Source organism: Lapidilactobacillus salsurivasis, assembly GCF_054785215.1.
On the sequence record NZ_BAAABI010000014.1, the window covers coordinates 40,953 to 56,413 of the forward strand.

14 protein-coding genes are annotated in these 15,461 nt (G+C 50.0%); 10 read left to right on the forward strand and 4 right to left on the reverse strand.

All coding sequences use genetic code 11. The features are described from left to right. Nucleotides 1–174 precede the first annotated feature (174 nt). The 3 genes from ACYVSB_RS12095 (at nt 175) to ACYVSB_RS12105 (ending at nt 4,001) form a co-directional block, all read left to right on the forward strand. Nucleotides 175–3,003, forward strand: a complete 2,829-nt coding sequence (locus tag ACYVSB_RS12095; RefSeq protein WP_461219584.1) for a GW dipeptide domain-containing protein — start codon at nt 175–177, stop codon at nt 3,001–3,003. Between the two features lie 116 nt (nt 3,004–3,119). Then, nucleotides 3,120–3,293: a hypothetical protein gene (locus ACYVSB_RS12100; protein ID WP_461219585.1), complete on the forward strand. Its 174-nt coding sequence runs from the start codon at nt 3,120–3,122 to the stop codon at nt 3,291–3,293. A gap of 420 nt (nt 3,294–3,713) precedes the next feature. Continuing rightward, nucleotides 3,714–4,001, forward strand: a complete 288-nt coding sequence (locus tag ACYVSB_RS12105) for a hypothetical protein (protein ID WP_379861033.1) — start codon at nt 3,714–3,716, stop codon at nt 3,999–4,001. A 437-nt stretch (nt 4,002–4,438) separates the two neighbouring features. On the opposite strand, the gene ACYVSB_RS12110 is transcribed toward ACYVSB_RS12105, so the two are convergent. The 3 genes from ACYVSB_RS12110 to ACYVSB_RS12120 form a co-directional block, all read right to left on the reverse strand. After that, nucleotides 4,439–5,560 (reverse strand): glycosyltransferase family 4 protein, encoded by a 1,122-nt coding sequence (locus ACYVSB_RS12110; RefSeq protein ID WP_461219586.1) that lies wholly within the window; start codon nt 5,558–5,560, stop codon nt 4,439–4,441. A 77-nt stretch (nt 5,561–5,637) separates the two neighbouring features. Beyond that, complete coding sequence (locus tag ACYVSB_RS12115; RefSeq protein WP_461219587.1) at nt 5,638–6,600, reverse strand: glycosyltransferase; 963 nt, start codon at nt 6,598–6,600, stop codon at nt 5,638–5,640. Continuing rightward, nucleotides 6,587–8,164 carry an O-antigen ligase family protein gene (locus ACYVSB_RS12120; RefSeq protein WP_461219588.1) on the reverse strand — a complete coding sequence of 526 codons (1,578 nt, stop codon included), beginning with the start codon at nt 8,162–8,164 and terminating at the stop codon, nt 6,587–6,589. The genes ACYVSB_RS12115 and ACYVSB_RS12120 overlap by 14 nt, the downstream gene beginning before the upstream one ends. A 221-nt stretch (nt 8,165–8,385) precedes the next feature. On the opposite strand from ACYVSB_RS12120, the gene ACYVSB_RS12125 reads away from it, so the two are divergent. The 7 genes from ACYVSB_RS12125 (at nt 8,386) to nadE (ending at nt 14,711) form a co-directional block, all read left to right on the forward strand. After that, nucleotides 8,386–9,171, forward strand: coding sequence for a LicD family protein (locus ACYVSB_RS12125; protein WP_461219589.1), 786 nt, complete (start codon nt 8,386–8,388; stop codon nt 9,169–9,171). Nucleotides 9,172–9,189: 18 nt separating this feature from the next. Beyond that, nucleotides 9,190–10,632, forward strand: coding sequence for an oligosaccharide flippase family protein (locus ACYVSB_RS12130; RefSeq protein WP_461219590.1), 1,443 nt, complete (start codon nt 9,190–9,192; stop codon nt 10,630–10,632). Between the two features lie 25 nt (nt 10,633–10,657). Further along, nucleotides 10,658–11,383 carry a WecB/TagA/CpsF family glycosyltransferase gene (locus ACYVSB_RS12135; protein WP_125596908.1) on the forward strand — a complete coding sequence of 242 codons (726 nt, stop codon included), beginning with the start codon at nt 10,658–10,660 and terminating at the stop codon, nt 11,381–11,383. Between the two features lie 151 nt (nt 11,384–11,534). Continuing rightward, nucleotides 11,535–11,672 (forward strand): hypothetical protein, encoded by a 138-nt coding sequence (locus ACYVSB_RS12140; protein WP_164511067.1) that lies wholly within the window; start codon nt 11,535–11,537, stop codon nt 11,670–11,672. 111 nt (nt 11,673–11,783) lie between these two features. Then, entirely contained in the window at nt 11,784–12,254 is a 471-nt protein-coding gene (locus ACYVSB_RS12145; RefSeq protein ID WP_164511066.1) for a hypothetical protein, read from the forward strand. A gap of 61 nt (nt 12,255–12,315) precedes the next feature. Beyond that, entirely contained in the window at nt 12,316–13,806 is a 1,491-nt protein-coding gene (locus ACYVSB_RS12150) for a nicotinate phosphoribosyltransferase (RefSeq protein ID WP_461219591.1), read from the forward strand. Between the two features lie 65 nt (nt 13,807–13,871). Continuing rightward, nucleotides 13,872–14,711, forward strand: coding sequence for an ammonia-dependent NAD(+) synthetase (nadE, locus tag ACYVSB_RS12155; RefSeq protein ID WP_461219592.1), 840 nt, complete (start codon nt 13,872–13,874; stop codon nt 14,709–14,711). On the opposite strand, the gene ACYVSB_RS12160 is transcribed toward nadE, so the two are convergent. Further along, complete coding sequence (locus ACYVSB_RS12160; RefSeq protein ID WP_461219593.1) at nt 14,696–14,944, reverse strand: hypothetical protein; 249 nt, start codon at nt 14,942–14,944, stop codon at nt 14,696–14,698. The genes nadE and ACYVSB_RS12160 overlap by 16 nt on opposite strands. Between the last annotated feature and the right edge of the window lie 517 nt (nt 14,945–15,461).

Below are 15,461 nucleotides of genomic sequence, written 5' to 3' on the forward strand. Positions count from 1 at the left end.
AGCGGTCACTTTACGGGGCCAGCGGGGCTGTTTTTACCTACACCAATCTTGGCTCTAGTCGTGATATGGCTAGTGAATAACGTAGCAAAAATGTTATCAAAAAGAAATTTCATCAGGCGCAGTTCCATGTTATGCTGAATGAATGTAATGATTACTATGTGGAGGAATTCGCTTTTGAAGAAGAATTGGACGATTTATCTGACTGGATTTGCTGCGCTTTTGGCAGTCCAAATGTTACCGACGGGACAATCCACGGCCGCAACAAGCACTAATTCGGGTAGTGGGGTCGTTGCTTTGAACAGTAACGCGTTGAGTTCCGGCGTGTTGAAGGAAACAGCCAAAGATTTGCCAACGACGCAGACGTCAACGGGGCGGGCGCTGAATAATGTGATCATCAACGGCAATTACACCATGCCGAAGATCACGATCGAGTCGCATTCAGTTTTCCCTAAGAATGATTATTCAACGTCAACAGGGAAACCTAACGGGGTCGTGGTTCATTGGACCGCCAATGAAAATAACTTTAGTGCTCGGCGCGAAGCTGACTATATGGTAAGCATGATCGATAAAAACTATGTATTCGTGCACACCTTTATTGATTCCAGCATGATTTTGAACATCGCGCCAACAGATTATCTTTGCTGGGGTGCTGGTGGGGTCGGGAATGCCCGCTTCGCCCAGTTTGAAATGGTGACAGCCAATACAGAAGCTGACTTCATCAAGACAACCAGCTATTCTGCTTGGTATACAGCATATTTACTACATCAATATGGCTTGAAACCATCATTAGCGCGGGTCAGCGGTAATAGTGGGACCATTTGGGGACATGGTGATATAACCAATATGCTTGGCGGGACGAACCATAGTGATCCTGACGAATATTTATCACGTTGGGGCTACAGCATGCCTGACTTTTTGGCATTAGTTGAATATTACTATGGCTACGATTTTGCGCAACAAGAGAAGTATGAAACGACGGGGACGATCAATGCTCAGAACAATGAGTATGTCTATGATTACGGTCCTAATGGCACCTACAAGTCACGCTACAATTCGCGGTTGTCCAGCTACAATGGCAAGACAGTCACGATCGATCAACGCCTGATCACCAAAGATGGCAAGACCTGGTATCGTTATTCAACCGATGGCACGAATTTCTTCTATGCGCTGGCTAGTGGGTTCAAGAACGATGATGCCCTGATTCGAAATATTGTTTCCAATAAGAGCGTTAGCCTAGCGGGAACGGTTTCCGCAGCCAATGCAGCCTCAGGCATCTATGATATCGGCCCAGCAAATACCACGGGTAGCCGCTACAATAGTAAGCTCCAAGGCTATAATGGCAAGTCCGCTCAGATCGACCAGAGCCTGACTTTGGATAATGGCGATGTTTGGTACCATTATTCAACCAATGGCAAGTACTGGTTCTATGCGAAGAGTACCGATTTTGCCGGGGTCAAGGATGCTGACAGCGATGACAAGCCAGCAACGGCCAATGTCACCATCAAAAAGACCGATAAATTCAGCGCGACGATGCGGATCAAAGCCGTTTCCGGCGATAACGCCTACGACTATGCGCCTGCAGGTGTCGCTAAGGCCCATAAGAATGCGGCACTGACTGCTTTTGAAGGCAAGAGCGCGACCATCGATCAGAAATTGACGTTATCCAATGGTGAAGTTTGGTACCATTATTCTGTTAATGGTAAATATTGGTTCTATGGCAATTCTCGTAGTTTCAGCGATGTTGTGCTGACGAGTACCACGAAGAAACTGGGTACCCCAGTTGCTCGAACGATTCAGGCAATCAACTCTGCTTATGCTTACGATTTCGGCCCGGCAGGCACGGCTAAGTATCGCCGCAATGCTGCGTTGAGCCATTTCAATGGGAAGACTGCTTACGTCGATCAAGAAATCACGCTATCCAATGGTGAAGCTTGGGTTCGCTATTCCCTAGATAAGAAGTACTACTTCTTTGCTAAGGCCGAGAACTTTAAGACGTTGCCAACAATCAAGTCCACCACCTCGGCGAACTTATCGAAGTCGATCCAAGCCGATAATGGCGAGGTCATTTATGACAATGCACCAGGTGGCACCGCTAAAGCGCGGAAGAATTCTAATTTAAAGGCGTTCAATGGTAAAACTGCTAAAATCAACCAAGTCGTCGAATTATCCAATGGTGAGGTTTGGTATCACTATTCGGTCAATAACAAGTACTGGTTCTATGCCTTAGCAACTGGTTTCACGGGCACTTCGATCTCTGATTCGAAGAACGTCCGGTTGACCATGCAGATCACCGCAGTCAGTGGCGATTACGCTTATGACTACAAACCGGCCGGCGTTGCTGGTAACCATAAGAATTCCGCCTTATCCTCATACAACAACAAGATGGCCACTGTGAACCAACAGTTGACCTTGGCTAATGGGGAAACATGGTACCATTACTCACTTGATGGCAAGTACTGGTTCTACGCCAATGCCCGGAACTTTATCGCTGCCCATGTTTCCGCAGAGAACAATTACGCGGGGATGGATGTCAGCAAACTTTCCGCCGCTCAACGTTCATTCTTGGCGCAGGTCAGTAATGAAGCCATTACCGTCGCCGCTAAACGTGGGTTGTATCCATCTGTGATCGTGGCGCAGGCCGCGATCGAAACAGGCTGGGGCACAAGCGTCTTGGCACAAAAGGCCAATAACTACTTTGGCATCAAGGCCGACAAGAATTGGACCGGCGCTGTTTTCAACGCGAAGACCCAAGAAGAAGTCGATGGTGAGATGACTGATACCACCGCGAACTTCCGGAAGTACAACAGCTTAAGCGAATCAGTTGCGGACTACGGTGCGAAAATCGCCAACAGTTCATACTACACTGGCACTTTCCGGATCAATGCCGCCGATGGCATCGCGGCAGCCGAAGGGTTGACCAAGTGGGCAACTGCTTCCAAATATGTTACCAGTGTTCAAGATACAATCAGAAAATACGATCTAAACGTACTGGACAAATTCTAGTTCGGATCATTCAAAAAGCAGCTAACGTGAATTACTATTCACGGTTAGCTGCTTTTTTGGATCGACTAGGAACGACCAGTTCCTGCTTTTGGTTTTTCGCATAATTGCAGGTATGGGTGGGTGTGGCGCGTAAGCGCAACCGGCTGGGACTGCTGATGCGGACTGGAACGTGGTGGGCATCGTTTGAAGCCAATCCGCAAGCCCAGCGGCTTGTCTTCAAATCGAGCCTTGTCCTAAGCGGCAAAGCCGCCAAGGACAATTTCACCACTGAAACGTGTTCGCCGACCTAGCTTCTTCCGCTTAGCTACGCAACTATTCCGGAGGCACAAACCGGCCTCCAAAATAGTTGCTAGGCTAATGCTCAGAAGCTGACCAGGTCGGCTCTCACTCTGGATAGAGCCGCGCAGTCCCAGCCGGTTGCTAGGCAGAATTGAGCCTATCTGCAATCGAGTCGATGAATCTGACGAAGTGCTTTTGCAAGCGAGCGGTCAACCAATCGCCCTTTTGTGGTGGTACGACAATGTCAACGGATGCGGATCAGTAGGTTGGTACAGTTTGCTTTGGTTGAACATCTTTACCTGCTCACTCAACAATCTTTGGTTGAAAACCGACCGATTCAGTTGCTTCACTGAGAACTTGCCCCAGTTCATCAGACCGGCTGTACTGGTGTCACCAACTTAAAGCTGGTAACCACTAACCACGGCCGTCAATTGCGTGGTTCCCAATCAATTGACAATAGCTTGCAAAATGGCGTGATTGCTCAAACGGTTGTTATAACGTTGAGCGGCTGGAGCGGAGAAATTCGGGGTGAGATCGCCGTGAAATTGGTCTTAGTGGCTCTGCCACTTAGACCAAGGCCTGATTTTGAGACAAGCCGCGCACTTTGCGGATTGGCTCAAAACAGCGCCCACAGCGAGCTCACCCCGAATTTTGCAGCGCAAGCCGCGGCCATCCTACTTTTGTTGGGTGGTACGGCAATACCAACGGATTTGGATTAGAAGGTCGGGACCATTTTGTGTAGGTCGAACATCTCTGCGTGTTTTCGTCATAATTCATGGATGGAAACCAACTGATTCGGCTGATCCATCCAGAACTTGACCCAGTTCATCAGACAGACTGCGCTGGTGTCGCCAATTCAAGGATTGTGACCACTAACCACAGCCGTCAACTGCGTGGTTCCCCATCAATTGACGATAGCTTATCAGTCGGCGTGAGCGCTCAAACGTCTGTTAAAACGTTGAGCGGCTGGAGCGGAGAAATTCGGGGTGAGATCGCCGTGAAATTGGTCTTAGTGGCTCTGCCACTTAGACCAAGGCCTGATTTTGAGACAAGCCGCGCACTTTGCGGATTGGCTCAAAACAGCGCCCACAGCGAGCTCACCCCGAATTTCGCAGCGCAAGCCGCGGCCAATCTACTGTTATCTGGCGAGTGCCGCTCAGACGTGTTGCTGGAAATTATGATAACCCTGAAGAACCTGCTGAGCTTGCCGATCGAGGGAAAAATGCGCACTGGCATCTCGCCGCATTGCCGCCCCCATCACAGCCAGCTCACCGTCAGCAAATTTCTGCGCCGCCAGTTGCAATTTCGTGCTGAAAGCCGCCACATCACCCACCGGGACGATCCAACCAGTTTGTTCTGGAGTGACCATTTTGGCAACATCACCAACGGCGGTGGTTAGAACGGGCAGACTATGCTCGGCTGCCTCTAAAATGACCAAGGGGAAACTTTCTGATCGGGAGGAGAGGACAGCCAGATCCATGCGCTGGTAAAGGTGATCCAGTTCTTGATGGTCGTAAAAACCGGTCAAGGTCACTTGCTGGCTCAATCCCAAGTCCTGGATTTGCTGCGTGATCGTGGCGCGCAATTCACCATCACCAACCACGTAGAGATGGGCGTTCTCTAATTGGGCCGCCTTAAACGCGTTCAGCAAGAGGGCATGGTCCTTGACCGGGGTCAGTCGGGCCACGTCGATCAAATTGAAGGTTTGGTGGGGTTGGGTCGCAAAAGTAGTGGTCGGCCGGAAATCCAGACCATTGTAAATGGTTTGGATCCGCGTGGTGGGAACACCGACGCGGTCATGGATGATCTGGGTGAATCGATCAGAAACAGCGAAGATGCCCGGGGCCTTTTTCAAGGCGTGGAGGTTCAGCGTGGTGAACAATTTGCCGGCAAGACCGCGATTCATGAAGTCCAGATAAGGGTCGCTGTGGACCGTGATCGCCCAAGTGATTTGCGCACGCTTAAGCCGCTTGGCCAGTAGTGAGGCGTACAAATTCGCTCGTGGTCCGTGGGTATGAACGATGGTGTAGCCACCTTGCTGGATTGCCTGGTACAGGCGATTTTTCAAGTGTAGGTCTAGTCGCCCGGTGCTGGCTAAGGATTGGACGGGAATGTTCGCTTGGCGGGCCGCTGCCGCCACTGGACCGTCACTGAAAACCAGCAGGTCTGCTTGGTAGCCCAGCGACCGCAGTTTGGTCAGCAGGAGAATGATATGGGTCAAACCACCGCCATCTTCTAGACCGGCGTTGACAAACAGGATCTTCGGTTTCGTTGTCATTGCAAAGCAACCTCTTCTCTAAAAAATAAGACCGATCAAGCTTGATCAGTCTCAACAATTCTTGATTCTCATTCAAATCAGGTCAGGGGCCCAAAGGATTTGACCAGTTTCTTGACGCGCAGGGAGTGTTGCGCGTATTGGCGGATCTCTGGGTCAGTTAGATAATACCAAGCCACTTGACTCAGGTGCACCGGATTGGCGCGGGGTAGACGTTGCAGTGTCTGGCTCAATCGTTGCGTCCGTTGGCGGAAGCGGGCCTTGAGCTGCTGATCGTCCAAATGGTGCGCTTGATAGTAGGCATCTAAGGCAGCCCGATCGAACGGCTGTTGGAACTGCCGGGGATCCAGGCGGTAGCGTTGCCGGAGAAACTGACTGGTTAGGAAAATTTTGTAGAAATCTCCTTGAGTCATGCTATTGGGACGAATTCGATAGTGGAGCACGTTCTGATTCAAGGCGCCCAGGCGATAGCCGTGACTCAAGAAACGCAACCACAATTCGTAATCTTCCGAAGTGGGAATATTCTGATAGCCGCCCACGGCAAGATAACTGGCTCGTTTCATCAGGACCGCTGGGTGGATCAAAGTCGAGGCCAGGGGCAGAAGTTGCGCTTGTTGCGCGGCTGTGGCAGGAATCGGTGCGTGTTGACCGATCACTTGGTCCGTTTCATCGATCAACGCGGCATTTCCCGATAGCACATCCAAGTCCTGGGCTTGGATTGCTTGAAGCTGGGTCGCCAAACGGTCGGGCAGGGCAATGTCATCGGCGTCCATGCGCGCGATCCAAGTCCCTTGGGCCTGTGCGCACCCCTTTTGCAGGCTAGGGGCCAGACCTAAATTATGAGGATTGATCAATAAACGAAGTCGCGGTTCTGCTTGTTGCGTAGTCACCAGCAACTGTTTCAAGGTCGTGTTGGTCGGATTATCCAGAATCACGATCAGTTCGAAATCTGGGAAAGTTTGCTGGCGAATCGAATCAAGAGCCGCGTGTAATTCCCGGGGCTGTTCATTGTAAACAGCCATGACAACGCTAATTTGTGGCATAGTAGATCACCTTAGGCTTGGTGGGCTTGATGCGATTGAAGAGCAACCCCACCAAGAAGGATAGAATAATCGTGGCAGTCAGATAATCCATCACATACCCTGAAACGAGCGAGGCACCCAGGCACAGGGCGATGCTCAAGACCAGACTGGTATTGAACAAGGTGACCGTGCGCTTGAAATGGAACAGCATGTAAATGATCGCGTAAAGGAGACAGCCAACGTAAGGGACAACCAGAAGCAACATGCCCAAAATCCCTAATGAATAGAAATGGGAGACGAAATCGGTCTCGATCAGCCCCAGGTTGCTCAAACGGGTGTAACCAAAGCCCAACCACTTGTCCTTAGGATTATTGTTGATGGCACTGACATGCGCCCAGATCGACTTGTGCAACAGACGATAGTTCATCTGCTGGCTGATTGGCCAACTGAAAACATCCAACCAGAAATCCGGATCATATTTGACCGGATAATATTTGAAAACAAAGTCTGAAGTAACCGCCAAACTATCTTTGTGCTTGGTGATAAAGGCAACTTTTTCTTTCTTAGAGGCGGTTTCTAAGCGCTTCAGTTCTTTCTTCCAGTTGATTTTCTTCTCTTTCTTCTGTTCCTTGCGTTGCTCGACCACCTCTTCTTCGGAGAATTGGCGGTTGACTCCTGGCGCAAATTGGCGCAGACCCAGGCTGCCCACCAAGAAGATGCCCAAGACCATGAGAACTTTCCAATTGAAGTGCAGTTCGTGTTTGGCCAGCGCGAAGAATAAATACAAGCCCAAATAGATGAAAACCGTGGCTAAGGCGCCATAAGCTGCGACTTTTGTGCCGATCTCGAAACAAGCCAGAATCTGGACGGTCACCAAAATAATGTTCTTAGCGTTGAGTTTCTTGACCAAGTAGTAGCAGATCAGCGGCGTCAACATGGCCAGAACCACACCGGTTGTGTTGGCATGATTGAAGAAGCCTTTCGAAGCTAGGCCATAGTAAGTGCCCGCGCTTTGATTGGGCACAAACCACATGAAAATGTTGCCGGTGATCCTCTGGTGTGAGTATTGTTGGATCAGATTGCCTTTGCCCCATTGATGCAGGTAAGAACCCAAACTGATGACCAGTAAGTTGCTCACCACGATCGAACCGGCAACCAAACCAACCAGCCAGTCGACAACGCGTTCGATTTGGGAGTTGGAGAAAGTAGTTTGTTCGGTCACGATGATCAAGAAAATAGGAATGACCATCCGGACAAGATAGAAGAGCTCGCCCATCGTGGAATAAGCGAAATTGGTGGGCGAGTAGGACGTGAATTTGCTAGCGTTCATTTGATGAAAGACGAAGTAAACAATCAGTAAAACGCCGTAACCAGCCAAAAAGAGGTTGGTCTTCTTGTTCGAACTGGCAATCAAATATAAAATCCCGATTGCGGCGATGAATAACAAACGAATGATCGTTGCCGGCGACATCCCTAAGAAATCGGCGATCGGTGGTTGATAGAGCCAGAAAATATCTAGAAATGGCTGTAAGATCACAAAGAGTAAGATACTTTTCTTTAAATATGTTTTAAATTTCGAATCCAAACGTGGAACCTCCAACGCTAATTAAGGAAAGGACCCAAGCGGTCTTGCCCGTTATTTTGATTGTATATTTGCCCTATTTAGTTACGTTCAAGTTATGCTAAAATAGTAGGTACATGGTTGCCACCAATAGTGCCGGCGACCAACAATCAGTTCTAAGTATAGTATATCAAAATAACATCCGCAATATAATGATTCGTTAAATCGAAGGCAAGGGGAAACAGATGGAACCAGATAATCACCAAGCGTTGATCGCAATGTGTCAAGATTTGAAGAAAATTCTTGAGGCCGCGGAGATCCAATTTTTCTTGATCGGGGGTTCAGCTATTGGTGCGGTGCGGCATCAAGGCATGATTCCGTGGGATGATGATATCGATGTGGGCATCAAACGGGAACAGATCCCCGCCTTTGTCGCCGCGTTCGCCGCGTCACCCTTGGCGCGACCGTATCATCTGGTCATTCCCGGCCAAGAACCAGATTATTACTTTCCTACCTATAAAGTCTTGGATCAGCGGGGCCCCTTGGCAGATAATGTGGATGCGGGGACCGGCTTGCGCGGCGCTTTCATCGACATTTTCCCGCTGGATAAGACATTTGCTTGGAAACCGCTGCGGCGGGTCCATCAGTTGCAAGTTCGGCTGGATCAAGTCGCGTTAGACATTGCTCGCGGCGATGAAGCGACTGGCAACCACTTGGGACCGTTCCGCCGCTGGTCCGTGCGCCAGGCCGCCCGGCACACGCCAACACAATTAGCGGCGCGTTATTGCCACGATATCGCGAAGTTTGCCGGGTTGCGTCACGGTTATTTATTTTATAACTTTGGCAGTCCCTACGCGTGGGATCGGGAGATGTATCGCCGCGATGAGGTTGCGGCGGCGGTGCCGGCTGTTTTTGAACAGGAAGACTTTCCGATTGCCCAAGGCTACGACGCGATCCTCACGCGGATGTACGGGGATTACATGACGCCACCGCCAGCCTCCGCGCGCCAACCTAAGCACATTCAATCATAGGCACAGGAGGAATCAAACGTGCGCAAAACTTTTGTTAACATTGTTTATAACGGGTTGTACCAGCTGCTGATCTTAGTGCTACCGCTGTTCTCCGTGCCGTATTTGGCGCGGACCCTGAGTCAGAAATCCTTGGGGATCAACGCATACGTCAATTCGATTCCGGTATTCCTCAGTGTGATCATTCTGTTTGGGATGAACCAATATGGCGCCAAAGTGATCGCCCAGACCGAAGAGAAGGACTTACCGCAACGGTTTGCCCGGTTGTGGCAAATCCAATTGATGGTGGGGTTAGCCACTATCCTGGTTTACTTGGTTGCCGTGTTCTTTTTCTTAGATTATAAGTTCTTCTTTTTGCTGGAAATCCCCTTTCTGATTGGCTATGTGCTGGATATTTCTTGGTTTTACATCGGTTTAGGTCAAATCAAAACCGTGGTCACCCGAAATTCGATCATTAAATTGGCAATTTTCGCCAGCATTTTTATTTTTGTTCATAGCACGGATGATCTATGGAAATACTTGTTGATCAATTCCATCACTTATTTGGCCAATATCGTCTTCTGGTTTGGCATGCGCAAGCAATTGGGCCGCAAGCTGACCAAAGTCGATTTCGGCTTTCAACGCCAGTACTTTTTCGACGCGCTGAAGATTGTCTTACCTTCGATCGCGGTCCAATTTTACGTTAGTTTCGATCAAACGATCATGAAGTGGTTGACCAGCAGCACCCAGCTGGCCTTCTATTCCCAGTCGCAACAGCTTTCCCGGGCGATCATCACCATGGTCGGCTCGATCAGCACGATTCTGATGCCCAAGATGGCCCAAATGTTACTCCAGAAAAACGGGCAGCAACAGGTCGTCAAGCTGCTTAAAACAGTTCTGGATTATACTTTGGTCATCAGCTTGTATTTCACCATCATGTTTATGATCAATGCCAATAAATTCGTTGTTTGGTATTGGGGAAGCAAGTACGAACCCATGGGCCCCGTGATGTTGATCACCAGCTTGATCATTGTCCTCGTCAGTTACGGCGGTGTTTACGCCAATCAGTACACCTTGTCCCGCGGACTTTATCGCGAGTTCTCGATTCCTTATTATGCCGGCGCGATTTTCTCCGTGACGTTGAACCTCTTGTTGGTCCCTAACCTGAAAGCAATCGGTGGGGCGCTGACGATCGTGGCCACCGAGGGCTTGGTCTGTTTCTTGCGCATCTGGCTGATTCGCCGGGAGCTCCCTTTGCGTCAAGTTTTCCAAAACCAATGGCGCCCCTTGTTGGCGGCCGGGGTGACGCTGGCGCTGGGGCTGCTCGTACCGATCAATTGGGGCTCGCTATTTGTTAACTTGGTGTTACAAACGATCATGGGCAGTCTTGTTTATCTGCTTCTGCTGATTGTTTTGAAAGATCAGATGATCAAAGACCTGACTGGCCGCGTCCACCAGTTCGTGGCGAAGCGGCGCGCGCGTTGATTCAGCGTAAATGGAGGATGAAAAAGTGACAAAAGTCGATGTATTAGGGGTTGGATTTGATAACTATACCCAAACTGAATTTATGGCGCTCTTTGCCCAACGGCTAGCCCAGCAACAAGGAACTTTCGTGGTCACAGCCAACCCGGAAATCGTCATGGCCGCCCGCGACGATGCTGAGTTTCAAGGCTATTTAGCGCAGGCTGACTTCATTACCGCCGACGGGATCGGTGTGGTCAAAGGCGCCCAGATCCTGGGAACACCGTTGAAAGAACGGGTCACGGGGTTTGATTTATTTATGGCCCTGCTAACGTTAGCTAACCAGCAACATTACCGTGTCTATTTGATTGGCGCGCAGGCAGACGTGATCCAACAAGCCCAAAAGCGTTTGCGAGCTGATTTCCCCAACATTGAGCTGGTTGGGTGCCGCAATGGTTACTTCACCGACACTGCCGCCGTTCAAGCCGACATTATCGCCGCCGCACCACAAATGGTCTTCGCCGGCCTCGGTGCCAAAAAACAAGAACGATTTCTCGTTGAATTGAAGCAAAGTTTACCAGCTGCCTATTTGATGGGCATTGGAGGGAGCTTTGATGTCTTCTCCGGCAAGAGCAAGCGAGCGCCTCAGTGGATGCAAAATTTACATTTGGAATGGTTCTACCGTTTATTGAAAGAACCTTCGCGCTGGCGCCGGATGCTGGTCTTGCCGAAGTTCTTGCGCGTCGTCAAACGGGTTGCCCGTGAGCAGCGCTGATTTTGTTGGTTGCTGGGCATCGGTTTGAATTGCTTGGAAATGATTGGTTCCTATTTTTGAACCTGTATTTGATTGCAGGTGTGGGTGGGTGTTGCGCGTAAGCGCAACCGGCTGGGACTGCTGTTGCGGACTGGAACGTGGTGGGCATCGTTTGAAGCCAATTCCAAAAGCGGGAATTGTCTTCAAATCGAGCCTTGTCCTAAGCGGCAAAGCCGCCAAGGACAATTTCACCACTGAGCCGCGCAGTCCCAGCCGGTTGCTGAACAGAATCGAGCTTATCTGCAATTGAAGCTAAGGATTCGACGAAGTACTTTTGCGAGCCAGAGGTCAACCAATCGCCGTTTTTGAGGTGGTACAGCAATGCCAACGGATTTGGATTAGGAGGTTGGGATATTTTGCTTTGGTTGGACGTCTTTATCTACTTACTAGACAATCCTTGGTTGAAAACCGACCGATTCGGCTGATTCATCAAGACCTTGCCGCTGTTCATCAGGTAGACTGTCCTGGTGTCACCAATTCAAAACTGGCAACCACTAACCACGGTCGTCAATTGCGTGGTTCCACATCAACTGGCGATAGCTTGCCAGATGGCGTGAGTGCTCAAACGGCTGTTAAAACGTTAAGCGGCTGGAGCGGAGAAATTCGGGGTGAGATCGCCGTGTCGTTATTCTTAGCGGCTTTGCCGCTTAGAATAAGGCTCAGCTTTGAGATTCGCGCACTTTGCGAAGCTCAAAGTGACGCCCACAGCGAGCTCACCCCGAATTTCGCAGCGCAAGCTGCGGCCAACATACTTTCATCTGGCCAGTGCCGTGTAGCGCAAGCCGCGGTCAGGATTAAAACGCCGGGCCAAGCAACTGCGGAAAGTGATTAAAAGTCCATTTGTACTTAAATGTGGTATCATTAGACCCATAAACAATTTTCGAGGTGCAGAAATGCAAAAAACATATCCTGATGATAGCTTAATGCTCCATACCGATTTCTACGAAATCAACATGATGTATTCATATTGGAAGAAGGGCATCCACAAGCGCCACGCCGTTTTTGAAGGCTATTTCCGCAAGATCCCGTTTGAAAATGGCTACGCGATTTTCGCCGGGCTGGAGCGCATGGTCCGCTACTTACAAGGCTTCCGTTTTTCAGAAACGGATTTGGACTATTTGCGCGAACAAACGAATTTTCCAGAGGCGTACTTGGCTTATCTGAAAGACATGAAGTTTGAATGCACGATTCGTTCCGCTCAGGAAGGCGATTTGGTCTTCAATGAAGAACCGGTGATTCAAGTGGAAGGCCCATTGGATCAGTGCCAATTGGTGGAAACGGCGTTGCTGAATATCATCAACTTCCAGATTTTGGTCGCGACCAAAGCGGCTCGGGTCAAGTCGGCGGCCAATGGCGATCCGGTCATGGAATTTGGTACTCGGCGAGCGCAGGAAATGGACGCGGCCTTGTGGGGCACGCGGGCTGCCTATATCGGCGGTTTTGACGCGACCAGCAATGTCCGCGCCGGGAAAATTTTCGGGATCCCGATCAGCGGGACGCACGCGCATTCACTGGTTCAGGTCTATCAAAACGATTATCAAGCTTTCAAAACTTACGCTGAAACTCATCATGATTGCGTTTTTCTGGTGGATACTTATGACACCTTGAAATCCGGTGTTCCTAGCGCGATTCGGGTTGCCAAAGAAATGGGCGACCAAATCAACTTTTTAGGCGTGCGAATCGATTCGGGGGATATGGCTTATATTTCCAAGCGGGTGCGCCAACAATTGGACGCGGCCGGCTTCACCGCGGCGAAGATTTATGCCTCCAACGACTTAGATGAGAAAACCATTCAGAACTTGAAAATGCAAGGCGCTAAGATCGACGTTTGGGGCGTGGGGACCAAAGTGATCACCGCTTTTGATCAGCCAGCGTTGGGCGCGGTTTACAAGTTGGTTTCCATCGAGGATACGCAAGGAAACATGGTCGATACGATCAAGTTGTCCAGTAATGCCGAGAAGGTCAGCACACCAGGTAAGAAGCAGGTGTGGCGGATCACGAACCGGCAAAAGCACGATAAGTCCGAGGGCGACTACATTACATTGTGGGATGAAAGTCCGTTGGCTCATGAAGAATTATTCATGTTCCATCCGAAATATACTTACATCAATAAAACCATCGCCGATTTTGACGCGGTGCCGATTTTGAAAGATATTTTCGTGGACGGTCATTTGGTTTACGATTTGCCTAGCTTGGAGACGATCAAGGCGCGGACGGGCAAGAATCTGGATTCCTTGTGGGAAGAATATAAACGGGATCTGAACCCGCAGGAATATCCAGTCGATTTATCCCAGAAGCTTTACGATCATAAAATGAATCACATCGAACGGATGCGGCAAATGGTCAAAAATTTGAATCCGCAGGGTGACCAGAAGCATCTGTAGACTGGGCGACCGGTTAAAGGAGCTTGAGTAAGTTAAGCAGGTTAAGTTAGAAAGGGAGTGGGCGCATGCGGCCCCTACAAAAGAAAATCATTGCGATCGAGCGGACGGAACCTGAGATCGATCCAGCGTTTGAAATTCGCCGTTCCGTTGAGTTTTTGAAAGATTACTTGCGCGAACAGCCTTTCTTGAAGAGTTATGTTTTAGGTATTTCAGGTGGTCAAGACTCCACCTTGGCCGGCAAGTTGGCGCAAATCGCCATCACTGAATTGCGCGCGGAAACCGGGGATGCGGCTTATCAATTCTACGCGGTGCGTTTGCCGTTTGGCGTGCAGGCCGACGAAAGTGACGCGATGGCGGCGATCGCGTGGATGCAGGCGGATCAGGTCGTGCGAATCGATATTCAGCCGGCGACCGAGGCGATGCTGGTTGAATTAACCACGGCGGGCCAAACGATTTCTGATTTCAACAAGGGTAATATCAAGGCGCGGCAACGGATGTTGGCGCAATATGCGATCGCCGGCGCCCATGCCGGTGTCGTTGTTGGCACCGATCACGCCGCGGAAAACATTACCGGTTTCTACACCAAATTTGGTGATGGTGGCGCCGATGTCACGCCGTTATATCGGCTGAATAAGCGGCAGGGCAAGCAAATGCTGGCCTACTTGCAGGCGCCACGTCATCTTTATGAGAAAATCCCCACCGCCGATTTGGAAGAGAACCGGCCAGCTTTACCTGATGAGGTGGCCTTGGGTGTGACCTATGATCAGATCGATGATTATCTCGAAGGTCGCGAGGTGCCGGTTGCCGCTGCTGAGAAAATTGAGCAGTGGTTCTTGAAAACGCAGCACAAGCGGCATTTGCCGGTCACGGTTTTTGATGATTTTTGGCGTCATTCTGAAGATTGAGGTTTTTGCGGGTCATTATTTTCTGGCGGGAAAATAATGGCTTTTTTTGTTTTCGCGCTTGATTGCAGAACTGGTGGGTTTGGTTGGGGACGCAACCGCCTCAGGACGTTTGTCGTGGCTGGAACGCGGTGGGCACTGTTTTGAGCCAATCCGCAAGCCCGGCGGCTTGTCTCAAAATCAGGCCTTATTCTAAGCGATAAATCGCTAAGAATAATCTCACCGCTGAGCCACACGTCCTGAGGCGGTTGCTAGGCAGAATTGCGCCTATCTGCAATTGAAGCGAAGGATTTGACGAAGTGATTTTGCAAGCGAGCGGTCAAACAATCGCCAACTGTTTTGGTGGTACGGCAATGTCAACGGATTTGGATTAGTAGGTCGGCACATTTCGGATAGTGCCGCCAATTTTATCTCACGCACCTAAGTGGGTTTAGGTTGGCAACCGACCGATTCAGCCGATTCATCAAGAACTTGCCTTAGTTCATCAGACAAACTATGCTGGTGTCACCAACTTAAAGCTTGTGACCACTAACCACGGTCGTCAACTGCGTGGTTCCCCATTAATTGACCATAGCTTACCAGTCGGCGGGAGTGCTCAAACGGCTGTTAAAACGTTGAGCGGCTGAAGCGGAGCGTGGCGTTGAAACGTGTTCGCCGACCTAGCTTCTTCCGCTTAGCTACGCAACTATTCTGGAGGCATAGACCGGCCTCCAAAATAGTTGCTAGGCTAATGCTCAGGAGCTACCCAGGTCG

Coding starts and splice junctions, on each gene's coding strand:
- ACYVSB_RS12110 (WP_461219586.1), bottom strand. CDS start 5,560: ATGACAACGAAACCGAAGATCCTGTTTGTCAACGCCGGTCTAGAAGAT.
- ACYVSB_RS12115 (WP_461219587.1), bottom strand. CDS start 6,600: ATGCCACAAATTAGCGTTGTCATGGCTGTTTACAATGAACAGCCCCGG.
- ACYVSB_RS12125 (WP_461219589.1), top strand. CDS start 8,386: ATGGAACCAGATAATCACCAAGCGTTGATCGCAATGTGTCAAGATTTG.
- ACYVSB_RS12150 (WP_461219591.1), top strand. CDS start 12,316: ATGCAAAAAACATATCCTGATGATAGCTTAATGCTCCATACCGATTTC.
- nadE (WP_461219592.1), top strand. CDS start 13,872: ATGCGGCCCCTACAAAAGAAAATCATTGCGATCGAGCGGACGGAACCT.